Annotated in this window: 21 protein-coding genes and 1 pseudogene; 13 read left to right on the top strand and 9 right to left on the bottom strand. The window is 70.1% G+C overall.

Annotated features, from left to right (window positions below; genetic code table 11):
- Positions 1-78: 78 nt before the first annotated feature.
- Positions 79-705 (bottom strand): YigZ family protein, encoded by a 627-nt coding sequence (locus ACFYQ5_RS03095; RefSeq protein WP_389192271.1) that lies wholly within the window; start codon positions 703-705, stop codon positions 79-81.
- 82 nt (positions 706-787) lie between these two features.
- Between ACFYQ5_RS03095 and ACFYQ5_RS03090 the strand changes: the two genes are divergently transcribed.
- On the top strand, positions 788-1,204 hold the full coding sequence (locus ACFYQ5_RS03090) for a CoA-binding protein (RefSeq protein WP_389192268.1): 417 nt from the start codon (positions 788-790) through the stop codon (positions 1,202-1,204).
- A 98-nt stretch (positions 1,205-1,302) separates the two neighbouring features.
- On the top strand, positions 1,303-2,115 hold the full coding sequence (locus ACFYQ5_RS03085; protein ID WP_389192265.1) for an aminoglycoside N(3)-acetyltransferase: 813 nt from the start codon (positions 1,303-1,305) through the stop codon (positions 2,113-2,115).
- Between the two features lie 95 nt (positions 2,116-2,210).
- Here ACFYQ5_RS03085 and ACFYQ5_RS03080 read toward each other — a convergent pair whose 3' ends face one another.
- On the bottom strand, positions 2,211-2,795 hold the full coding sequence (locus tag ACFYQ5_RS03080) for a helix-turn-helix domain-containing protein (protein WP_389192262.1): 585 nt from the start codon (positions 2,793-2,795) through the stop codon (positions 2,211-2,213).
- Positions 2,796-2,888: 93 nt separating this feature from the next.
- Here ACFYQ5_RS03080 and ACFYQ5_RS03075 point away from each other — a divergent pair.
- Positions 2,889-3,086, top strand: a pseudogene (locus tag ACFYQ5_RS03075) (hypothetical protein); the annotation flags it as partial.
- Positions 3,087-3,142: 56 nt separating this feature from the next.
- Here ACFYQ5_RS03075 and ACFYQ5_RS03070 read toward each other — a convergent pair.
- On the bottom strand, positions 3,143-3,895 hold the full coding sequence (locus ACFYQ5_RS03070; RefSeq protein WP_389192259.1) for an acyltransferase: 753 nt from the start codon (positions 3,893-3,895) through the stop codon (positions 3,143-3,145).
- Positions 3,896-4,042: 147 nt separating this feature from the next.
- Between ACFYQ5_RS03070 and ACFYQ5_RS03065 the strand changes: the two genes are divergently transcribed.
- On the top strand, positions 4,043-4,573 hold the full coding sequence (locus ACFYQ5_RS03065) for a gamma carbonic anhydrase family protein (RefSeq protein WP_389192257.1): 531 nt from the start codon (positions 4,043-4,045) through the stop codon (positions 4,571-4,573).
- An 83-nt stretch (positions 4,574-4,656) separates the two neighbouring features.
- Here the strand turns inward: ACFYQ5_RS03065 and ACFYQ5_RS03060 are convergent, their stop codons facing one another.
- Both ACFYQ5_RS03060 and ACFYQ5_RS03055 read right to left on the bottom strand, forming a co-directional pair.
- Complete coding sequence (locus ACFYQ5_RS03060) at positions 4,657-5,316, bottom strand: DedA family protein (RefSeq protein ID WP_389192254.1); 660 nt, start codon at positions 5,314-5,316, stop codon at positions 4,657-4,659.
- Positions 5,317-5,443: 127 nt separating this feature from the next.
- Positions 5,444-5,881, bottom strand: coding sequence for a DUF4442 domain-containing protein (locus ACFYQ5_RS03055; protein WP_389193079.1), 438 nt, complete (start codon positions 5,879-5,881; stop codon positions 5,444-5,446).
- Positions 5,882-5,990: 109 nt separating this feature from the next.
- On the opposite strand from ACFYQ5_RS03055, the gene ACFYQ5_RS03050 reads away from it, so the two are divergent.
- Both ACFYQ5_RS03050 and ACFYQ5_RS03045 read left to right on the top strand, forming a co-directional pair.
- On the top strand, positions 5,991-7,028 hold the full coding sequence (locus ACFYQ5_RS03050; RefSeq protein ID WP_389192251.1) for a hypothetical protein: 1,038 nt from the start codon (positions 5,991-5,993) through the stop codon (positions 7,026-7,028).
- A gap of 67 nt (positions 7,029-7,095) precedes the next feature.
- Positions 7,096-8,406: an MFS transporter gene (locus ACFYQ5_RS03045; RefSeq protein ID WP_389192248.1), complete on the top strand. Its 1,311-nt coding sequence runs from the start codon at positions 7,096-7,098 to the stop codon at positions 8,404-8,406.
- On the opposite strand, the gene ACFYQ5_RS03040 is transcribed toward ACFYQ5_RS03045, so the two are convergent.
- The 3 genes from ACFYQ5_RS03040 to tuf form a co-directional block, all read right to left on the bottom strand.
- Positions 8,368-9,213 (bottom strand): spermidine synthase, encoded by an 846-nt coding sequence (locus tag ACFYQ5_RS03040; protein WP_389192246.1) that lies wholly within the window; start codon positions 9,211-9,213, stop codon positions 8,368-8,370. The genes ACFYQ5_RS03045 and ACFYQ5_RS03040 overlap by 39 nt on opposite strands.
- 40 nt (positions 9,214-9,253) lie before the next feature.
- Entirely contained in the window at positions 9,254-10,105 is an 852-nt protein-coding gene (locus ACFYQ5_RS03035; protein WP_389192243.1) for a patatin-like phospholipase family protein, read from the bottom strand.
- Positions 10,106-10,175: 70 nt separating this feature from the next.
- Positions 10,176-11,345 carry an elongation factor Tu gene (tuf, locus tag ACFYQ5_RS03030; protein WP_389192240.1) on the bottom strand — a complete coding sequence of 390 codons (1,170 nt, stop codon included), beginning with the start codon at positions 11,343-11,345 and terminating at the stop codon, positions 10,176-10,178.
- 348 nt (positions 11,346-11,693) lie between these two features.
- Here tuf and ACFYQ5_RS03025 point away from each other — a divergent pair, with 348 nt between their 5' ends.
- The 5 genes from ACFYQ5_RS03025 to ACFYQ5_RS03005 all read left to right on the top strand — a co-directional run bounded on the left by ACFYQ5_RS03025 (position 11,694) and on the right by ACFYQ5_RS03005 (position 16,156).
- The gene (locus ACFYQ5_RS03025; RefSeq protein WP_389192237.1) at positions 11,694-12,209 is read left to right on the top strand and encodes a hypothetical protein; all 516 of its coding nucleotides are present in this window, start codon (positions 11,694-11,696) and stop codon (positions 12,207-12,209) included.
- A gap of 202 nt (positions 12,210-12,411) precedes the next feature.
- On the top strand, positions 12,412-12,897 hold the full coding sequence (locus ACFYQ5_RS03020; RefSeq protein ID WP_389192235.1) for a hypothetical protein: 486 nt from the start codon (positions 12,412-12,414) through the stop codon (positions 12,895-12,897).
- 81 nt (positions 12,898-12,978) lie between these two features.
- Positions 12,979-13,725, top strand: coding sequence for a TVP38/TMEM64 family protein (locus ACFYQ5_RS03015; RefSeq protein WP_389192232.1), 747 nt, complete (start codon positions 12,979-12,981; stop codon positions 13,723-13,725).
- A gap of 171 nt (positions 13,726-13,896) precedes the next feature.
- Entirely contained in the window at positions 13,897-14,769 is an 873-nt protein-coding gene (locus ACFYQ5_RS03010) for an undecaprenyl-diphosphate phosphatase (RefSeq protein ID WP_389192230.1), read from the top strand.
- An 838-nt stretch (positions 14,770-15,607) separates the two neighbouring features.
- A complete protein-coding gene (locus ACFYQ5_RS03005; protein ID WP_389193076.1) occupies positions 15,608-16,156 on the top strand; it encodes a Uma2 family endonuclease in 549 nt (182 codons plus the stop codon).
- A gap of 332 nt (positions 16,157-16,488) precedes the next feature.
- On the opposite strand, the gene ACFYQ5_RS03000 is transcribed toward ACFYQ5_RS03005, so the two are convergent.
- Positions 16,489-16,659: a hypothetical protein gene (locus ACFYQ5_RS03000; RefSeq protein WP_389192227.1), complete on the bottom strand. Its 171-nt coding sequence runs from the start codon at positions 16,657-16,659 to the stop codon at positions 16,489-16,491.
- A gap of 30 nt (positions 16,660-16,689) precedes the next feature.
- On the opposite strand from ACFYQ5_RS03000, the gene ACFYQ5_RS02995 reads away from it, so the two are divergent.
- Positions 16,690-16,896 (top strand): hypothetical protein, encoded by a 207-nt coding sequence (locus ACFYQ5_RS02995; RefSeq protein ID WP_389192224.1) that lies wholly within the window; start codon positions 16,690-16,692, stop codon positions 16,894-16,896.
- Positions 16,897-17,262: 366 nt separating this feature from the next.
- Positions 17,263-17,910 carry an IS3 family transposase gene (locus tag ACFYQ5_RS02990; protein ID WP_389192221.1) on the top strand — a complete coding sequence of 216 codons (648 nt, stop codon included), beginning with the start codon at positions 17,263-17,265 and terminating at the stop codon, positions 17,908-17,910.
- Positions 17,911-18,110: the final 200 nt, after the last annotated feature.

Genomic DNA, 18,110 nt, shown 5'->3' with positions numbered 1-18,110 from the left:
CCGGCACCCCGCCCGCCCCGGGAATCCGCGGCAGGCCGGACCACGCTCATGCCGCGTGGCCCCGGATCCCTCATCGGCTCAGACATCCCCGTACGCCTCGCCACCCAGTTCGAGCGTCGCGGAGCCTGCCGTGGCATCGGCCAGCCAGGCCCTGAAACCGTCGACGTCGGCGTCCGGCAGCCCGATCGCGAACGTCACGGCCTCCGCGTAGCTCACCTCGCGGACGGCCAGTCCGGTGGCGCGAAGATCGTTCTCCAGCCTGCCCGCCCGCTGATGGCCGACCGTGACCGTGGCGAGCCGGAACCGGCGGCGGGTGGTGGTGCCCAGCGCGTCGAGCGCTTCACCGACCGCGCCTCCGTACGCCCTGATCAGCCCGCCCGCGCCGAGCTTGACGCCGCCGAAGTAGCGGGTGACGACGGCGACGGCGTAACGCACGTCCCGGCGCATGAGCATCTGCAGCATGGGGACGCCCGCCGTCCCGCCCGGCTCCCCGTCGTCGCTCGCCTTCTGCACGGAGGCGTCGGCGCCGATGACGTAGGCGAAGCAGTTGTGGTTGGCGGTGGGGTGCTCCTTGCGGATGCGCGCGATGAACTCCTGCGCCTCCTGCTCGGTGGCGGCGGGGGCGAGCGCGCAGAGGAAGCGCGATCGGCTGACCTCGGTCTCGTGCACCCCCGCGCGGGCGACTGTCCGGTACTGCTCCTGCATCGGTCCACCCTATGCGCCGTTCCGGCCGGGACCCTCACCCTCCCGTGGGGAATGGTCAGGCGGGGCCGTCCGTTGTCCGGGCATGTACGCAGACGATGAGACGGTTCGCAGGATCCTCCAGGACACGGGCGACACCTGGGCAGTGGTGGGCCTGTCCGACAACCGGTCCCGCGCGGCCTACGGGGTGGCGGAGGTCCTCCAGCGCTTCGGCAAGAGGGTGGTGCCCGTCCATCCCAAGGCGGAGCCGGTCCACGGCGAACAGGGATATGCCTCGCTGGCGGACATCCCCTTCCCCGTCGACGTGGTGGACGTCTTCGTCAACAGCGACCTGGCCGGCGGTGTCGCCGACGAGGCGGTGGCGGCCGGTGCCGAAGCGGTCTGGTTCCAGCTCGGCGTGATCGACGAGCAGGCGTACGAGCGCACGCGCGCGGCGGGCCTCGCCATGGTGATGGACCGCTGCCCGGCGATCGAGATACCTCGCCTGGGGCCGCGCGGCTGAGAAACCGTATGCATACCGGCCTTCGACCCCAGCTCGAAGACGGGTATCCATACGGCTTCTGACAGGCGTGGTGTCGCGGAAGCCTCCCGGCGGGAAGAATGTCCGCTGTGACCCAGCCTCTCCTCCTCGGCGGTGAACGCGCCACCACCCAGTTGTACGAGCTCGGTGTGCGGCGGGACGGTGTCGTGCTGGTGCACGCCTCGATGCGCTCCGTGGGAGGGGACGCGGAAAACATGGCCGCCGCGTTACGCCGGGCTCTGGGGCCGGAGGGGACGCTGGTCGTCCCTGCCTTCACCCCGGAGAACTCCGACACTTCGCGCTCCTACCTGGAGCGTGTCCGCGGACTGAGCGCCAAGGCCCGCGCGACGGTGCGTGCGTCGATGCCCGCGTTCGACCCGGCGGTCTCTCCCGCACCCACGATGGGCGCGCTCGCCGAGGCGGTGCGGCGTGCTCCGGGTGCGCTGCGCAGCGCCCACCCGCAGACCTCGTTCGCCGCGCTCGGCCCGGCGGCCGGGCACCTGCTCACGGGCCATCGTCAGGACTGCCACCTGGGTGAGGACTCCCCGCTGGCCAGGCTGTACGAGAGCGACGCACAGGTCCTGCTGCTGGGCACGGGCTTCGACAGCTGCACCGCCTTCCACCTCGCGGAGTACCGCCGCCCCGCCCCGCCCCGCCGCCTCTACCGCTGTGTGGTGGCCGCGGAGGGCGGAAGCGGACGCTGGTGGGAGTACGAGGACATCACCCTGGACGACAGCGACTTCGCCACCCTCGGGAGCGACTTCGTCCGTGCGCGGTCCGACGCGGTCGTCACCGGCAGGGTGGGCGCTGCCGGAAGCTTCCTGTTCCCCCTCCGCACAGCCGTCGATTTCGCCACGGGATGGCTGAAGGACCATCGGGCCGACGGCTGCTGAGTGCACCGCTCAGCCGGCCGGTGGCGGGAGAGGCACCGCTGAAGGCGCCCAGGGGTGCGCGCATATCGCTCACACCAACAGCCCCCGCGAGCTGCTCACTTGCCTTCCCGGCGGACCGGCGGGATCGATACCGCCATCGTCAGATCGGCGGTCTCGGTGCCGTCGTTGCGGTAACTGTGCGGCACATGGGCCTCGAATGTCGCCGAGGTGCCGGCGGGCACCGCGTGGGCCTCGCCGTCCACGACGAGGGTCAGCTCACCCGCTGTGACGTGGAGGAGTTCCACCGTCCCTTCGGGATGCGGGTCGGAGGCGCTGCTGTCGCCGGGCACCAGGTGCCAGGACCAGAGTTCGACCGGGCCCCCGGCCTCCGTGCCCACCAGCAGAGTGCTCGCGCTGCCGGCTTCCGTCGACCACATGCGGACAGCCTGACTCTCGGGCACCAGCCTCACATGGGATCCCTGCTCGTAGTCGAGCAGCGTGGTGATGCTGACGCCCAGCGCGTCGGCGAGCTTGACGGTGGTGCCGACGCTCGGGTTCGTACGCGCCTGCTCGATCTGGATGATCATGCCGCGGCTGACCCCCGCTCGGGCCGCGAGAGCGTCCAGGGTGAAGCCGCGCTCGCCTCGCCAGCGCTTGAGGTTACGCGCGAGCGATTGGGTGAGCTGATCGAGGTCAGACACATTCCGTCCAATATTCTGGATGCCAGAGTCGAAAATACTGCCCTACGGTGTGGTGCGCCCACCCGACCGACGCACTGTACTGCGAGGCGCCCGATGACAGCAGCGTTCGCCCTGGCCACGAGCCTGCTGTGGGGCCTGGCCGATTTCGGCGGCGGGCTCCTGACCCGGCGTACGCCCGCCCTCACCGTGGTGGTCGAGTCGCAGTGCATCGCCGCCACCGTCCTCGGGATCCTCGTGATCGCGACCGGTGGCGGGAGCGAGGCCGGGAGTCTCCTCGCTGTATCCGGTGGTGACGGCGCTCGCCGAGCGGGGCGTACGGGGTGACTGCGAGGGCCGGGCCGAAGAACTCAGGTACCGCCCGCCGGGTCCTCCAGCAGCAGCGCCACCGCGGCCAGTTGCTCGGGCGTGACCCCGTCGGGGATCGGCACGGGAGCGGGCGTACGCAGCGGCGGCTGCCATCCCTTGTCCGGATCCCAGCTCCGCACCACCCGGGCCGGCGCCCCCGCGACCACCGCGTGGTCGGCAACCTCTCCGCGTACGACGGCTCCCGCCGCGACCACCACGTTGCGGCCGAGCCTGGCCCCCGGAAGGATCACCGCTCCGGTGCCGATCCAGCACCCGGGGCCGATCACGACCGGCTCCATGCGTGGCCACTGCTTGCCGACCGGCTCACCGGGATCGTCGTAACTGTGGTTGGTGGAGGTGATGTAGACGTACGGACCGCAGTACGTGTCCGAGCCGATCGACACCGTGGTGTCGGCGATGACATGACTGCCCCGGCCCAGCACCACACCGTCGCCCAGGGTCAGGACCGTCTCGGATCCCAGGTCCAGATCGGGCATCAGGCCCGCCGTGAGCGTCACCTGTTCACCGATGATGCAGTGGTCGCCGAGCTCGATCCACGCCTCCCCGAAGACCGTGCCCTGCGGGAAGGCGAGCCGCGTTCCCGTACCGATACGGCCGAACCGGAGCCGTCCGGGGTGCTGCGCGGTGACCGCTCCGGTCTCCTGCACCCAGGCCCAGACGCGATGGACGGCGCGGGACGTGACACCACGCCGCCGGAGGGCCAGGGAGGAGAACAAGTTCCGGTTCTTCGGCACCCGCTCACGGTAGTCGGCCCGGCCGGAACGGATCCGCGCGACGAGCTGTGATGTTCACCCCACCTGTCCGGGGCGCCGGGATCGTCCATTACGGTTCGTGCGGAACAGGGGCGCCGAGCGCACCACACCGCACCGGAGGAGCAGGCGATGGCAGAGCGGGCATTGGTCACCGGTATCGGCGGCAAGGAGCCGGACATCGACCCGGACGCCTTCCTTGCGCCGACCTCCGTCGTCGTCGGCGAGGTGTCGATGGCTGCGGGCTCCAGCGTCTGGTACCACGCGGTACTGCGCGGCGACGGCGGTCCGATCTCCCTCGGCCCTGAGAGCAACATCCAGGACAACTGCAGCGTGCACACCGACCCCGGCTTCCCGATGACGGTGGGCGCCAGGGTGTCGGTCGGTCACAACGCCGTCCTGCACGGCTGCGTCATCGAGGACGACGTCCTGGTCGGCATGGGCGCCACCGTGCTCAACGGCGCGCACATCGGCGCGGGTTCACTGATCGCGGCGCAGGCCCTCGTACCGCAGGGGATGCGGGTGCCGCCGGGCTCACTCGTCGCCGGCGTGCCCGCCAAGGTCAAGCGGGAGCTGACCGCCGAGGAGCGTGAGGGCATCGCCTTCAACGCGGCCGGTTACGTGGAACTGGCGAAGGCCCACCGCGAGGCGCACCAGGACTGATCCCCGCACGGCCCGCTCCGACCGACCGTGGCGGGCCCCGGGCGAGAGCTGAAGCCGAAGCACGCCCCGGGGCCCGCGCCGGGTCAGTCGGCCGGGACCGTCTCCGGTTCGGGCGCCGCCACGGGGCTGTCGGCCTGCTCCGCGGCCTTCTTGGCGCGGTTCTTCAGCACCAGCATCGAGATGACACCGATCAGCACGGCGGCCAGCAGCCCCAGCCACGAAAAGCGCTTGAGCCACGCCTCGGCGACGACACCCACCGAGTAGACGACGGCGGTGGTGCCTCCGGCCCAGACGATCCCGCCGAGCACATTGGCGATCAGGAACTTCCAGTACGGCATGCGCAGGACACCGGCCAGCGGTCCCGCGAAGATCCGCAGCAGGGCGACGAAACGGCCGAAGAAGACCGCCCACACGCCCCACTTCTCGAACGACCGCTCCGCCATGGCGATCTGTGGTTCCCCGAAGTGCTTGGGGAACTTCCCGCCGCACCAGGCGAGCAGCGGGCGCCCTCCCTTGCGGCCGATGGCGTAGCCGATCGAGTCACCGATGATCGCCCCGGCCGACGCGCAGGCGCCGAGCACCACGGGGTCGATGTCGCCGTGCTGGGAGGCGAGGAGCGCCGAACTCACGAGGATGATCTCGCCGGGCAGCGGAATACCCAGACTCTCAAGTCCGATGACGACCCCCACCAGGAGGTAAATGCTGACCGCGGGAACGGTCTCGAGCCACTCCTGGACGTGCAACGCGGGTCCTTCCCTTAAAGATCTGCAGCGGTGCACCACGGGTGGTGCACCGCTGGCAGCCTACCGGGCCGGACGGCCGGGGCCGCGGCGCCAGCGCCCCGGCCGGGGGTGGCGGGGCCGGGCGCGGTCAGCGGTTCGGACGCAGCGTCCAGACCACGCTCATCTCGCTGGTGACGGCACCGTCCGCGCGCCGGATCTCGACGCTCACGGGGAACTCCGGGCGCTTTCCCTCATCCAGTTCGGCGACGACCTCGGCTGCCGGCCGGCCCAGCACCGCGGTCGCGGTGAGGTCACCCATGGCCACCTTCTTGAAAGCCATCTCCGTCGTGACGGGCAGCGGCACGGCCCTGGACATCTGGTCGCCGAACGCGGCGACGACGATCGCGCCGCTCGCCGACTCGGCGAGCGTGAACATCGCGCCGGCGTGGGGACCGCCGAGGTGGTTCTGGTATTCGGCCCGGTCGGGGAGCGAGAGGACGGCACGCTCCGCAGTCGTCTCCAGGTACGTGATGCCGAGGGTCCTGACCATCGGGACGCTCGCGGACAGGATGTCGCCGACTGTCATCTCTTCAGTGCTCATGGCCGCGATGTTACTAGCGAGTAGCACTCTTTGACCATCCCCTCACAGGGGCGCCCGTAGCAGGGGCCGCCCCGCCCCTCTATGGTTACTGGCCATGTGGCCAGGACAGCAGCCGCCCGGGGGCGAGCAGAACCCGCAGGACCAGAATCAGAACCCGTACCAGCAGCCGGGGTACCAACAGCCGAATCCTTACCAGCAGCCGGGATATCAGCAGCAGGGCCAGCCGGGTCAGCAGCCCGGGTACCCGCAGCCGAACCCGTACCAGCAGCCCACCGTGCCGCAGTACGCCGTACCGGGCGGGCCGGGCGGCCCGCAGCCGGACGACAAGAAGAAGACGACGGTCGTCGCCGTCCTCGCGGCCACCGCGGTCGTCATCGCGGCGGTCGTCACCGGCGTCGTCGTCATGAACAAGGACGACGACGAGGGAAGTGCGAAGGTCGCCGAAGGCAAGGCGTCCCCGTCGGCGAAGACGTCCGACGCGGCGTCCTCACCCGCGGCGAACCCGCGGGGCGGTGAGGACGCCGCGCCCACGATTCCGGGCTGGAAGGTCGTGACCAATCCCAAGTGGGGCACGCAGTTCGACGTGCCCGGCGACTGGGAGGTCTCGGGCTCCGGAGTGACCTCCGGTTTCGAGGATGCCAAGGACCCCGCGGGAGCGCCGCTCGTCGCCTTCTCCGCACCCGCCCACTTCAAGAGCAAGTGGTGCGTCGACGACTCCGACAAGGATGGCGTCAAGGAGGACACCGGACTGGCCAGTGTCGGCACCAAGGGTGCCCAGGGCGCCAAGAACACCGATGAGGCCGCCACGAACGAGGCGGGCACCTGGGTGTGGGCCGCATACGGCCAGGAGGACCCCAAGGACAAGGTCAAGGTCGGCAAAGCCAGCCCGTACACCACCAAGTCGGGTGTCTCCGGCAGCGTCGTGACAGCGACCGCGACCGGACTCGCGAACAAGAACAAGTGCGACACCGACGGCAAGTCGATCGCGTTCTCCTTCAAGAACGGCAAGGACGAATACTCGACCTGGATCCTCCACGCGAACGTGGGAGTCGACGACGAACTCCCGGACACCACCATCCAGAAGATCCTCAGCACGGTGCGCCTGGCGGAGGGCGTGGAGGCCACCTCCTGAGCCTCCCGCACACACGGACCGGACCGCTCATTTGGCGGGAGGGGGCCGGGGCGGGGATAGTCCCTTGGTGACTTCCGCCGACTCCTCCCCCTCTTCCGCCCCGCGCTCGGTGCCGGCAGGCCGTAACTTCGGTCTGCTGACCGCCGCCGCGATCATCACGAGCCTGGGCACCAACGGCGCGCTGATCGCGGCGGCCTTCGCGGTTCTGGAGTCGGGTGGCGACGGCGGTGACGTCGGTCTGGTCGCCGCCGCGCGTACGGCGCCGCTGGTGCTCTTCCTGCTGATCGGCGGCGCTGTCGCGGACCGGCTGCCGCGTCACCGGGTGATGGTGGCAGCGAACACGCTCAACTGTGTCTCGCAGGCGGTGTTCGCCTGGCTGGTGCTGACCGGGGGCGCCGAGCTGTGGCAGATGATGCTGCTGACGGCGCTCTGCGGCACCGGCCAGGCCTTCTTCGGTCCGGCGGCCGAGGGCATGCTGATGTCCAGCGTCACCGGCGAACAGGCGGCCCGCGCCTTCGCCTTCTTCCGGATGTCGATGCACGGCGCGGCCATCGGCGGCGCCGCACTCGGTGGCGCCATGATCGCGGCCATGGACCCGGGCTGGGTACTGGCGGTCGACGCGGCGGCCTTCGCCGTCGCCGGTGCGCTCCGGGCCTTTCTCAACGTGAGCCACATCCCCGCGCGCGCACCGGGCGGCGGGCTGCTCGCCGACCTCCGGGAGGGCTGGCAGGAGGTCGCCGGGCGTCCCTGGCTCTGGGCCGTCGTGCTGCAGTTCTCCGTGGTCGTGGCCGTCGTCGGTGCCGCCGAGGCGGTGTACGGACCTTTGGTGGCGCGGGACGAGCTCGGAGGCGCTCGCCCCTGGGGATTCGCGCTCGCGGCGTTCGGGGTCGGCACGCTGGGCGGGGCGCTGCTGATGATGCGGTGGAAGCCCCGGCGGCTGCTGCTGGCCGGGACGCTCTGTGTGTTCCCGCTCGCCCTGCCGTCCGCGGGGCTCGCGATCCCGCTGCCGGTGGCCGGTCTCTGCGCGGTGATGTTCGTGACCGGCGTCGCCATAGAGGTGTTCGGGGTGTCCTGGATGACGGCCCTTCACCAGGAGATTCCGGAGGAGAAGCTTTCCCGGGTCGCGGCGTACGACTGGTTCGGCTCGGTCGCGATGGTTCCGCTCGCCACGGCGGCGGCAGGCCCGGTGGAGACGCTGGTCGGCCGCAGCGAGGCCCTCTGGGGGTGTGCCGCGCTGATCGTGCTGGTGACGGCGGGCGTGCTGCTCGTTCCTGACGTACGGAATCTGACCCGCCGCAGCACCGTGAAGGAGATCGACGCCCCCGCGCGGTCCCGGGAGTCAGCCGATGCTGAAGGCGCCGTCGGGGGGCTCGGGTGAGGCCACGGCCTCACTGTCCCGTACCGGCTTCGCACCGCCGATGAGCCGGGTGAGCGACGCGCCGTGCTCGACCCGCGCGGGGAACGCGTCGGCCGCGCACAGCCGGGTGAGCGACGCGACGTCGAGGGGGCTGCGGGAGGCGAGCAGCACGGCGTTGCCGAAGCGCCGGCCGCGCAACACGGCCGGTTCGGCGATGAGCGCGAGCTCGTCGAACACCTCGGCGAAGTTGGCCAGTTGCGAGCGCAGGAAGGTGAACGGAGCGCCGTCGGCCAGGTTCGCCGCGTAGACCCCGTCCGCCCGCAGCACCCGTCCGGCGACACGCGCGTACTCGACGGAGGTCAGGTGCGCCGGCACGCGTGAGCCGCCGAAGACATCGGCGATCAGGAGGTCCGCGGAACCTGCCGGTGCCTCTTCGAGCCACCCCCGGGCATCGCTGCCGTGCACGGTGACACCAACCCCCTCGGGCAGCGGCAGATGCTCGCCGACCAGGCCGACGAGTCCACGGTCCGCCTCGGCCACGTGCTGCCGCGATCCCGGCCGGGTCGCCGCGACGTAGCGCGGCAGCGTGAGCGCGCCGCCGCCGAGGTGCACCACGTCCAGCGGCGCACCCGGGGCGCCGGCCCGGTCCACGACGTGGCCGAGCCGGCGTACGTACTCGAATTCGAGGTGCTCCGGCTCGTCGAGATCCACGTACGACTGCGGGGCACCGTCGACCGTGAGCAGCCAGGCCCGGTCCCGGTCGACGTCGGGCAGCAGCCTGGCGGTGCCGCAGTCGGTGTCGCGGATGACGGGTATCGGCTCGTTCACTCCCCCATTGTGCCGGGCGCCGGAGCCTCTTCCCGCCAGGTCAGCCGTTCCACACAGCGGCGACCGCTTCGGTGTGGGCGGCGGACTGGGCGAGCCCGGCCCTGGCCGCGGCGGCCCGTCGCATGGGGTCCAGGGAGTTGCGGCCGATGGCCTTCCGGGTACCGGCGTCCGGGGTGATGACCTCGACCCGGGCGCCCGCGGCCTCCAGTTCGGCGGCCTGGGCGCGAGGCGAGACGATCACCTTGTTTCCGCTGGCGGTGGGTGCGATCACGACGACGCGTTCGTAGCCGGAAGCCAGATGGGCGTTGGCCGGCGAGTGCACACCCCCGTCGATCCAGCTCCTTCCGCCGACGCTGACCACGGGCCGGACCACGGGGACCGCGCAGCTGGCGGTGACGGCATCGACGAGCGCGACCGGGCCCGTCCTGTCGAAGGTGTGCAGCGCACCCGTGGACGCGTCCACGGCGGTGACCAGCAGGTGCCTTTCGGGCCATTCGGGCGACGGGAGCCGGCTCGCGATCACCTCGTGGCGTTCGGCCGCGGTCGCTCCGGGCCGGCTGTCGCGGGCCAGGGCGCCCAGCTTGCGGCCGTACTCGTCGGGCGTACGGGAGGAGAGCACCGCTCTCGCGTAACGCAGGACGGTGACAGGGCCGAGCCGGCCCGCCGTCCCCTTCTCGTTCTCCGGATCGGCGAGCTGCCGCTCGTAGAGGTCGCCGACGCCGACGAGTCCGGAGGCGAGCTGCGCCCCGACGATGGCACCCGCCGAGCTCCCGACGATCAGATCGGCGGTGGAGAGGTCGACACCCGCCTTGGCCAGTCCGTGCAGGATGCCGGTTTCCCAGGCGGTGCCGGTGACCCCTCCGGCACCCAGTACGAGAGCTGTGTCTGCCATGGGCCCAGTCTGCCGCAGAAGGTGCGGCCCGCCCTCCCCGGGGCGGGGAAGGCGGGCCGCGCCTGTGCCGTCAGAGCAGGCCGGTGACCGTGCCGGCGCCGACCGTGCGCCCGCCCTCGCGGATCGCGAAGCCGAGGCCGGACTCCAGCGGGACGTCGCGGCCGAGCTCGACGGTCATGGTGACCGTGTCACCGGGCCGCGCCACGGCCGCCTCGCCGAGGTCGACGTCCCCGACGACATCCGCCGTACGGATGTAGAACTGCGGCCGGTAGCCCGTGGTAACCGGCGTGGTCCGGCCTCCCTCACGGGCCGACAGGACGTACACCTGCGCGGTGAAACGCCGGCTCGGAGTGACGCTCCCGGGCGCCGCCACCACATGGCCGCGGCGGACCCGGTCGCGCTCGACCCCACGCAGCAGCAGCGCGACGTTGTCGCCGGCCTCCGCGGACTCCATCGGCTTCCCGAAGGTCTCCAGGCCGGTGACGACCGTCTCCACGTCCGCCCCGAGCACCGACACACGGTCCCCGACACGCACCGTGCCGCGCTCCACGGCTCCGGTGACGACGGTGCCGCGGCCCGTGATGGTGAGCACGTTCTCGACCGACAGGAGGAACGGCGCGTCGGTGTAACGCACCGGCATCGGTACGTACGTGTCGACGGCGTCCAGCAGCCCTTCGACGGACGCGGTCCAGCGTGGGTCGCCTTGCAGCGCGCCGAGCCCCGACACCCGTACGACGGGCACGGTGTCCCCGCCGTAACCGTGCGCGGAGAGCAGCTCGCGGACCTCCAGCTCGACCAGGTCGGTGAGCTCGGGGTCACCCGCGTCGGCCTTGTTGAGGGCGACGACGATGTGGTCGACGCCGACCTGACGGGCCAGCAGGACGTGCTCCGCGGTCTGCGGCATGATGCCGTCGAGCGCGGAGACGACGAGGATCGCCCCGTCGAGCTGCGCCGCACCGGTGACCATGTTCTTGATGTAGTCGGCGTGTCCGGGCATGTCGACGTGCGCGTAGTGCCGGGTGTCGGTCTCGTACTCGACGTGCGCGATGTTGATGGTGATCCCGCGCTGCGCCTCCTCGGGGGCCCGGTCGATCCGGTCGAACGGCACGAAGGTGCCGGTGCCGCGGTCGCTGAGCACCTTGGTGATGGCGGCGGTCAGGGTGGTCTTGCCGTGGTCGACGTGGCCCATGGTGCCGATGTTGAGGTGGGGCTTGGTGCGCACGTATGCCGTCTTGGGCATGGCTCGTTCCTTGGATGTCGAAGCTGAGAGAAGAAGACCCCCGGGTCCCGCCGACCCTCCCCTTACGGGGTCCGCCGGACTGTCGGGGGAGGGTCAGCTTCGGGCGCCGCCGAAGGGCGCTGCGGCAGCGGCGAACGCTGCGTCAGTTGCTGCTGCGACTGCTGCTGCGCATGCGGCCGCAGGGCTCACGGCAGCCTTCGGCGCGTCCGCGACTGCGGACTGCGCTGCGAGGAAGGCGTACCGGAACATGCCCCTGATCATGGCGGAGTGGCGCTACGGCGTCGAATGATTTTCGCCCAGGTTTTTGATCGCCCGTGGGGATGTCTCACGCGGCAACGAGGAGAACCGGTGAACTGTCGACCTGCCCTGCGGCCAAGCCCCTTGGCGGCCTTCGGGGCTGTGCTGCTGCTCGCTTCCTGCACGACTGCCGGCGCGGACGGCCCCGGGACGGCGGACGTACGCACCTCGCACTGGGGGAAGGACATGGGCGCCCCCGAGTCGTCCGCGTTCATGAAGGTGACGGTGCCTGGGAGCGCGGCGGAGGTGAGGGGTGCCGTGCAGATCAACCCGCAGGAAGACGTCTACCTGCTCTCCTTCGTCACCGACGAGAAGACCGCTGTACGGGTCGCAGAGGACCTGCGACCCGAGAAGCCCCTGCGCACCAATTCCCAGGGCCTTCCGTCCTCCACCGAGCTCTTCGGGCACCTCGGCCTCACCGAGCCCCAGAGCGAGAAGGGCGTCCGCTGGGCCGGGGTCTGTCCGTCCTGCGTGGGTGACAATCGTCGGAGCGAAGTCCAGTGGATCGAAATCCACGTCCTCGAACTGGACGCCGAGAAGACCCGGGTGTACATGCAGGCGTTCTGACTGCCCATGAGAGGTGTGCAGCCTCGCGCCGGTACGCCGGAGCCCAGCGTCGCTACGGCAGCGCACCGCCCGCAGAAACCGCTGCTGCCGCAGGTCAACTGGCCAGGTCTGCCTGATATCGAGTACGCCGTTGCAGGTGGGAGACCTGCCGCCGCACGGTGGGGCTCTCACGTACGTCGAGGAGCGCTGGGAAGGAATACTAATGATTCTGGAGCTGCTGCCCGAGGTGGGAGTCGCCACGCTCAGGCTCGCCATGTCGGCCGACGAGGCCGTCGGAGCCGCGCGCGAGCTGGGCTTCGCCCCGTGCGACCCGGACTACGGCGGCGCTCCTGGACAGGTGCTCTGCGAGCACGCGGCCTCCCGGACCGGGCTCAATCTCGGCTTCACCCACGGCACGCTGACCGACATTCATGTCTACCGGTTCCAGGTCGAGGGCGTGGAGGTGACGGTCGTCCTCGACGGTCTCGACGTCTTCCGCACTCCCGGCGAAGAGCTGCTGGAGCACCTCGAGGAACGGGGCCATACGGTCGAGCAGAACGACGACGGCGTGGACACTCTTCCCGGCCTCGGAGTGATCCTGTCGAACGAGAGCAGCTTCGAGTACCCGATGGACGAGGCGGGGGACCCGATCTACTTCGACTACGTCCTCGTCACCTCGGTGGACTTCCGAGCTCCGCGCGGGGACTGACGGCGGCCACGGTTGACGGACGGGCGACCCGTCGCCCGCACATTACGGCGATCACACACCTGTTTCGGTTACGCTCCCCAAATGTTCGACCCCGTCCCCGCAACACGGCCGTCCACCGGCCTCGCAGTGCGCTGCACGAGGGCGCTGCTCTCCCCCTGGTCCAGGTTCTCCCTGCTCGTGGCAGTGCTGCTGGCTGCCGCCACCATGATGCTGCTGTTCGAACCACAGCGGCTGCTGGCCTCCGGCTGGCCACCGCAACTCACGGGCTCCGCCGCGGCGATGCTGTTCGGGCTCGCGTACGGCGTGTGCACCGTGGCTTTCGTGCCGCGCCCGCTGCTCAACCTGGCCGCCGGTGCCCTGTTCGGCGCCCAGACCGGTCTCGCGGCGGCACTGGCCGGCACCGTCCTCGGTGCGGGTGTCTCCTTCCTGCTCGGCAGGGTGCTGGGTCAGGACGCGCTCCGGACGCTGTTGCGAGGCAAGTATCTGAAGGCTGCGGACGGGCTGCTGAGCCGGCACGGGTTCCGGTCCATGCTGGCGCTGCGGCTCTTCCCCGGGGTGCCGTTCGCCGCGGCCAACTACTGTGCGGCGACCTCTCGCATGGGCTATCCCCCGTTCCTGCTGGCCACAGGGCTCGGCTCGATCCCGAACACGGCGGCGTACGTCATCGCGGGCAGTACGGCCTCCTCGCCGACCTCGCCGGTGTTCCTGGCGGCGATGGGCTTCATCGTGCTGTCCGGTGTGGGGGCGGCGCTGGTGGCCTGGCGCCGGCGGCACCGGCTGGGCGGGACGGACGACGCGGCGCCCCAGGACGCCGACGGCGTGGCGTAGGCAGGGGCAGGCGGGAGTCTGTTCACCTGTAGGCGATACGCTGCCCGCAACCGACAGAGGATGTCCGGGGCCGTGGCGTCCCGTCCCCTTTTCTGACCGCATCCGCACGCCGCCGACGGCCTTCGCGTCCGTCGGCCGTTGCATGAGTACCTCCGGGATGGCCTAAGCCCCATGAGCTGGTTCGAATCATTCGTCCTGGGCCTCGTTCAGGGACTGACCGAGTTCCTGCCGATCTCCTCCAGCGCGCATCTGCGGCTGACCGCGGCGTTCGCGGGCTGGCACGACCCGGGAGCGGCGTTCACCGCGATCACACAGATCGGCACGGAGGCCGCGGTCCTCATCTACTTCCGCAAGGACATCGCGCGGATCATCTCGGCCTGGTCCCGGTCGCTGACCAATTCATCGATGCGCGGCGATCACGACGCCCAGATGGGCTGGCTGGTCATCATCGGCTCGATTCCCATCGGTGTACTCGGCATCACGCTCAAGGACCAGATCGAGGGCCCGTTCCGCGATCTGCGTCTGATCGCGACGACCCTGATCGTCATGGGCATCGTCCTCGGCATCGCGGACCGTCTCGCGGCCCGCGACGAGACCGGCGGCAAGCACCGGGCGATCAAGGAGCGCAAGTCGCTGAAGGAGCTGGGCGTCAGGGACGGTCTGATCTTCGGTTTCTGCCAGGCAATGGCCCTGATCCCGGGGGTGTCCCGCTCGGGTGCGACGATCAGTGGTGGTCTACTCATGGGCTACACCCGTGAGGCGGCGGCCCGCTACTCCTTCCTGCTGGCGATTCCGGCGGTGCTGGCCTCGGGGGCGTACGAGCTGAAGGACGCGGGCGAAGGGCACGTCTCCTGGGGACCGACGATCTTCGCGACGATCATCGCGTTCGCGGTCGGCTACGCGGTCATCGCGTGGTTCATGCGCTTCATCACCACGAAGTCCTTCATGCCGTTCGTGATCTATCGGATCATCCTCGGCATCCTGCTGTTCGTGCTGGTGGGAGCCGGTGTGCTCAGCCCGCACGCGGGCGAATCCGGCGGCTGAAACCGGGCCGCACAGGTAGCGCTATCTAGCATTTCCTAGCGCCTGATTGCAGCACCACGCCATGATCATCTCCCACTTGCCTCCCACTCATCTCCCACCGGGGAGGCGGGATACGCCCTCTTAGGGCGTGTGCGTCCGCAAAGTTGGGGATGACGCGGAAGGGCCCGCACTGCCGTGCGGGCCCTTCCGTACAGAGGGTGGAGCGGGTGAGCGGGTCAGCTGCAGTTCATGTCCGGCCTATGCCGGACCTTCGCCACGAGGAAACGCAGCCGCTCATCCACCGTGTCCCAGGCATCGCCGGTGAGGTCGGCCGGCTGTAGGGCCAGGCGTCCGCGTCCAGGGCGATCCGGGTGAACTCCGAGCTGTCGACCAGGTCCCGAGCGAGCCGGTCGAGGGCGCGGGCGGCCCGCACGTGGCAGGCCGCGTCCAGCACCAGTTGACGCTCCGCACGGCTTGGCGGAACCCGGGAACCAGCCGCGGCACCGCCGTATGCCAGGGCACCACTTGCGGGGCCCCCTGCCCTGTGAGGACAAGGACGAGGGGCTTCCACTGCGACCTCGACGACATCGCGAGCCTGGTGTCGGCCAACCTCGACCCGACGCTCAAGCTGACGTGCACCACTCCGCCGAAGCGGCTCGTCCATGGACCACGTCGTCCGGATCCACACCGAGATGATCACCGGCGTCCGGCGCGTCGGACCCACACGGGCCGAGTGAGAGGTCCGGTCGCTCGACTACGCTGACACCAGCGTTGGGCCCGCGTCCGCGATCCGGGATGAAGGCCCCTGACCTCTTCGAGGCGCCTGGAGGAAGCCGTGACCGCCGAACTCCCCGACTGGATGATCCCGCCCAGAATCAGCGGCTGGGAAGCCGATGACCTCGACCGCCTCGCCCAGGCACCGCGGCACACCGAACTCATCGACGGAGCCCTGATCTTCATGATGTCGCCGCAGCGGTCCTGGCACGCCCGGCTGGTGGAGAACCTGACCTTTGCCCTGCGCCAGGCCGCCCCCGTCGGGTTCGACGCCGAGCGTGAGATGACAGTCAGGCTCGACAAGAAGAGCCGCCCCGAGCCCGACATCCTGCTCACCACCGCCTCCTACGACCCCGACCGAACGTGGTACGCGCCCGAAGACGTCACCCTGGTCATCGAGGTCGTCTCGGAGGAGTCGGCGGACCGCGACCGTTCCCTGAAGCCCTTCAAGTACGCACAGGCCAGGATCCCCCACTTCTGGCGCGTCGAGGACGAGACCGGCGCCCCCACCGTCCACACCTACGAACTCGACACCATGACCAGCACCTACGTGGCCACCAGCATCCACCGCAACCGGTTGAAGGTCTCCGTCCCCATTCCCCTCGACATCGACCTCGACAGCCTCGTGCCCTGACCGCCCCTCCCGGACGCCAGGCCACGGCTTCGCGAGCTGGAAGCGTAAGTGCTTGCGGCGGGAGAGGCGCTCCTCCTCGGCGAAGGCGACCATCTTCCCGTCGATGACCAGGCAGGCGGAGGGGTGGAAGCAAAGGGGGAGGAGGGGGCGGCGGTACGGGCCGATTCGGCTGGGTGCCCGCCGTCACCGATCGGAGACCGGTGTTCCCCCTCCACGATCCTTGCCACAGCAGCCTCCTCAAGCCCTGGGTTCTCCACTGCGGAAGAGGAGGCCCGCGCTACACGAGGGCGCACATGCGCCTGCTGCATACAACCCAGCGACTGGGTCGCTCGTCAGCCTTCGAGCGGGCGGCCCTGTGCTGCCCGCAGGCGGGCCAGACCGGAGATCCGCGTGCGAGCAAGTGGCAGTTCGTCTTCGGGGGCCGGGAGCGTGACGGGCATGGACCACACCCCGCTGGTCTGGGAGGCGATGCCGAGCGCGACCATCACCTCGGCGAGTCCCATGCCGCGGCCGGGACAGGGAGCCCGGCCACGGTGAGTACGTCGGTGCAGCCGGCCTCCTTCCCGGCAACCCAGGCGCGGACCTGGGCCTTGGTTGCCGTCCCGCGCAGCGGTAATCGCGGAGCCAACTCAGCCCTCTACCGCATTGCCCTCGTCCGCATGTCCACAGACGCCCGCGCCAACGAGTTTGCCGCGGCGGCGGACCGTTCCGACTTCCTGCCGGTGGATGTCGGCCGGTGATCGGCCGCGTCCAGCTGCTCGGCGAGCGGGAAGCTGCCGCCATAATGGGAGGCATGCCCTCCAGGCCGCACCACCCCGCACCCGGGTCGAAGAACCTCTCGGGCACGGACGCCGAGGACCTCGCGCTGTACCGGGAGAAGTTCCGGTGCCGTCTGCCGGAGTCGCTGGACGAGTTGCACGGCCCGACCCAGGGGGTCGTCGAGCTGCCGCTGCACATGGCCTGGTCCGGGATGACCTCGTACGACCTGGGCAAGCCGCGCCAGCGCATGGGCCTGTACCGCACTGTCTTGCATGAGGGCCTGCACGACGACCTGCCCCGCTACCTCAACCAGGACCTGCTCCTCCAGCTGTGGCCGGTGCCGCCTGATGCGCGCCGCCTGCCTGCGCGGCGTATCCAGAGCAAAGAGCCCTCGCACCACCCGCCCCGCCCCCGAAACCATGCGCCCCGCCGACCTGGTGAAACGCCAGTTCACCGCAGAAGCGCCCAACGTGCTGTGGGTAGCCGACATCACCTACATCAAGACCCACTCCGGCTGGGTGTACGCGGCCTTCGTCATCGACGTGTTCTCGCGCATGGTCGTCGGCTGGCAGGTCGCCACCAGCCTCTACACCGATCTGGCGCTGGACGCCCTGGAGATGGGCATATGGAAACGCCGCCGTACCGGCGGCGACCTGGCCGGCCTGGTCCATCACTCCGACCGCGGCGTGCAGTATCGAGACCTGCGCTACACCGAACGCCTCGGACTCGCCGACGCGGTGGCCTCGGTCGGCTCCAAGGGAGATTCATACGATAACGCCCTCGCGGAGGCGTTCAACAGTTTGTTCAAAGCCGAGCTGATCCGCAACAAAGGGCCCTGGACCAGCATCAACGACGTCGAGATAGCCGTCGCCGAGTACATCGACTGGTTCAACCAGCGAAGACTCCACGGCGAGCTCGGACACGTTCCGCCCGCCGAATACGAAGCCCACCACGCAACGACCAGCACCTCACCCGAAGCCCTGAAAACCAGCTAACCCACTGTCCACAAAACCCGGGGCTTGACACTTCCAGGGGAGTTGACCGGGCTGGCCTCGACAGTGGTGTCGTACGCGCGCATCCACGTTATACAGACCTGCCGCCCGCGAACTGGCCGGCGTTGCGCCGGACCGGGCGGTGGCCGGACCTCTCATCCGCGTCTCCGACGGCACCTCCCGGGCCCGGTGACACCACCCCC

It is taken from the genome of Streptomyces sp. NPDC005794, assembly GCF_042871445.1.
Lineage (GTDB): Bacteria > Actinomycetota > Actinomycetes > Streptomycetales > Streptomycetaceae > Streptomyces.
The sequence above is the reverse complement of the archived record's forward strand: the minus strand, read 5'-3'. Positions and strand labels throughout refer to the sequence as shown.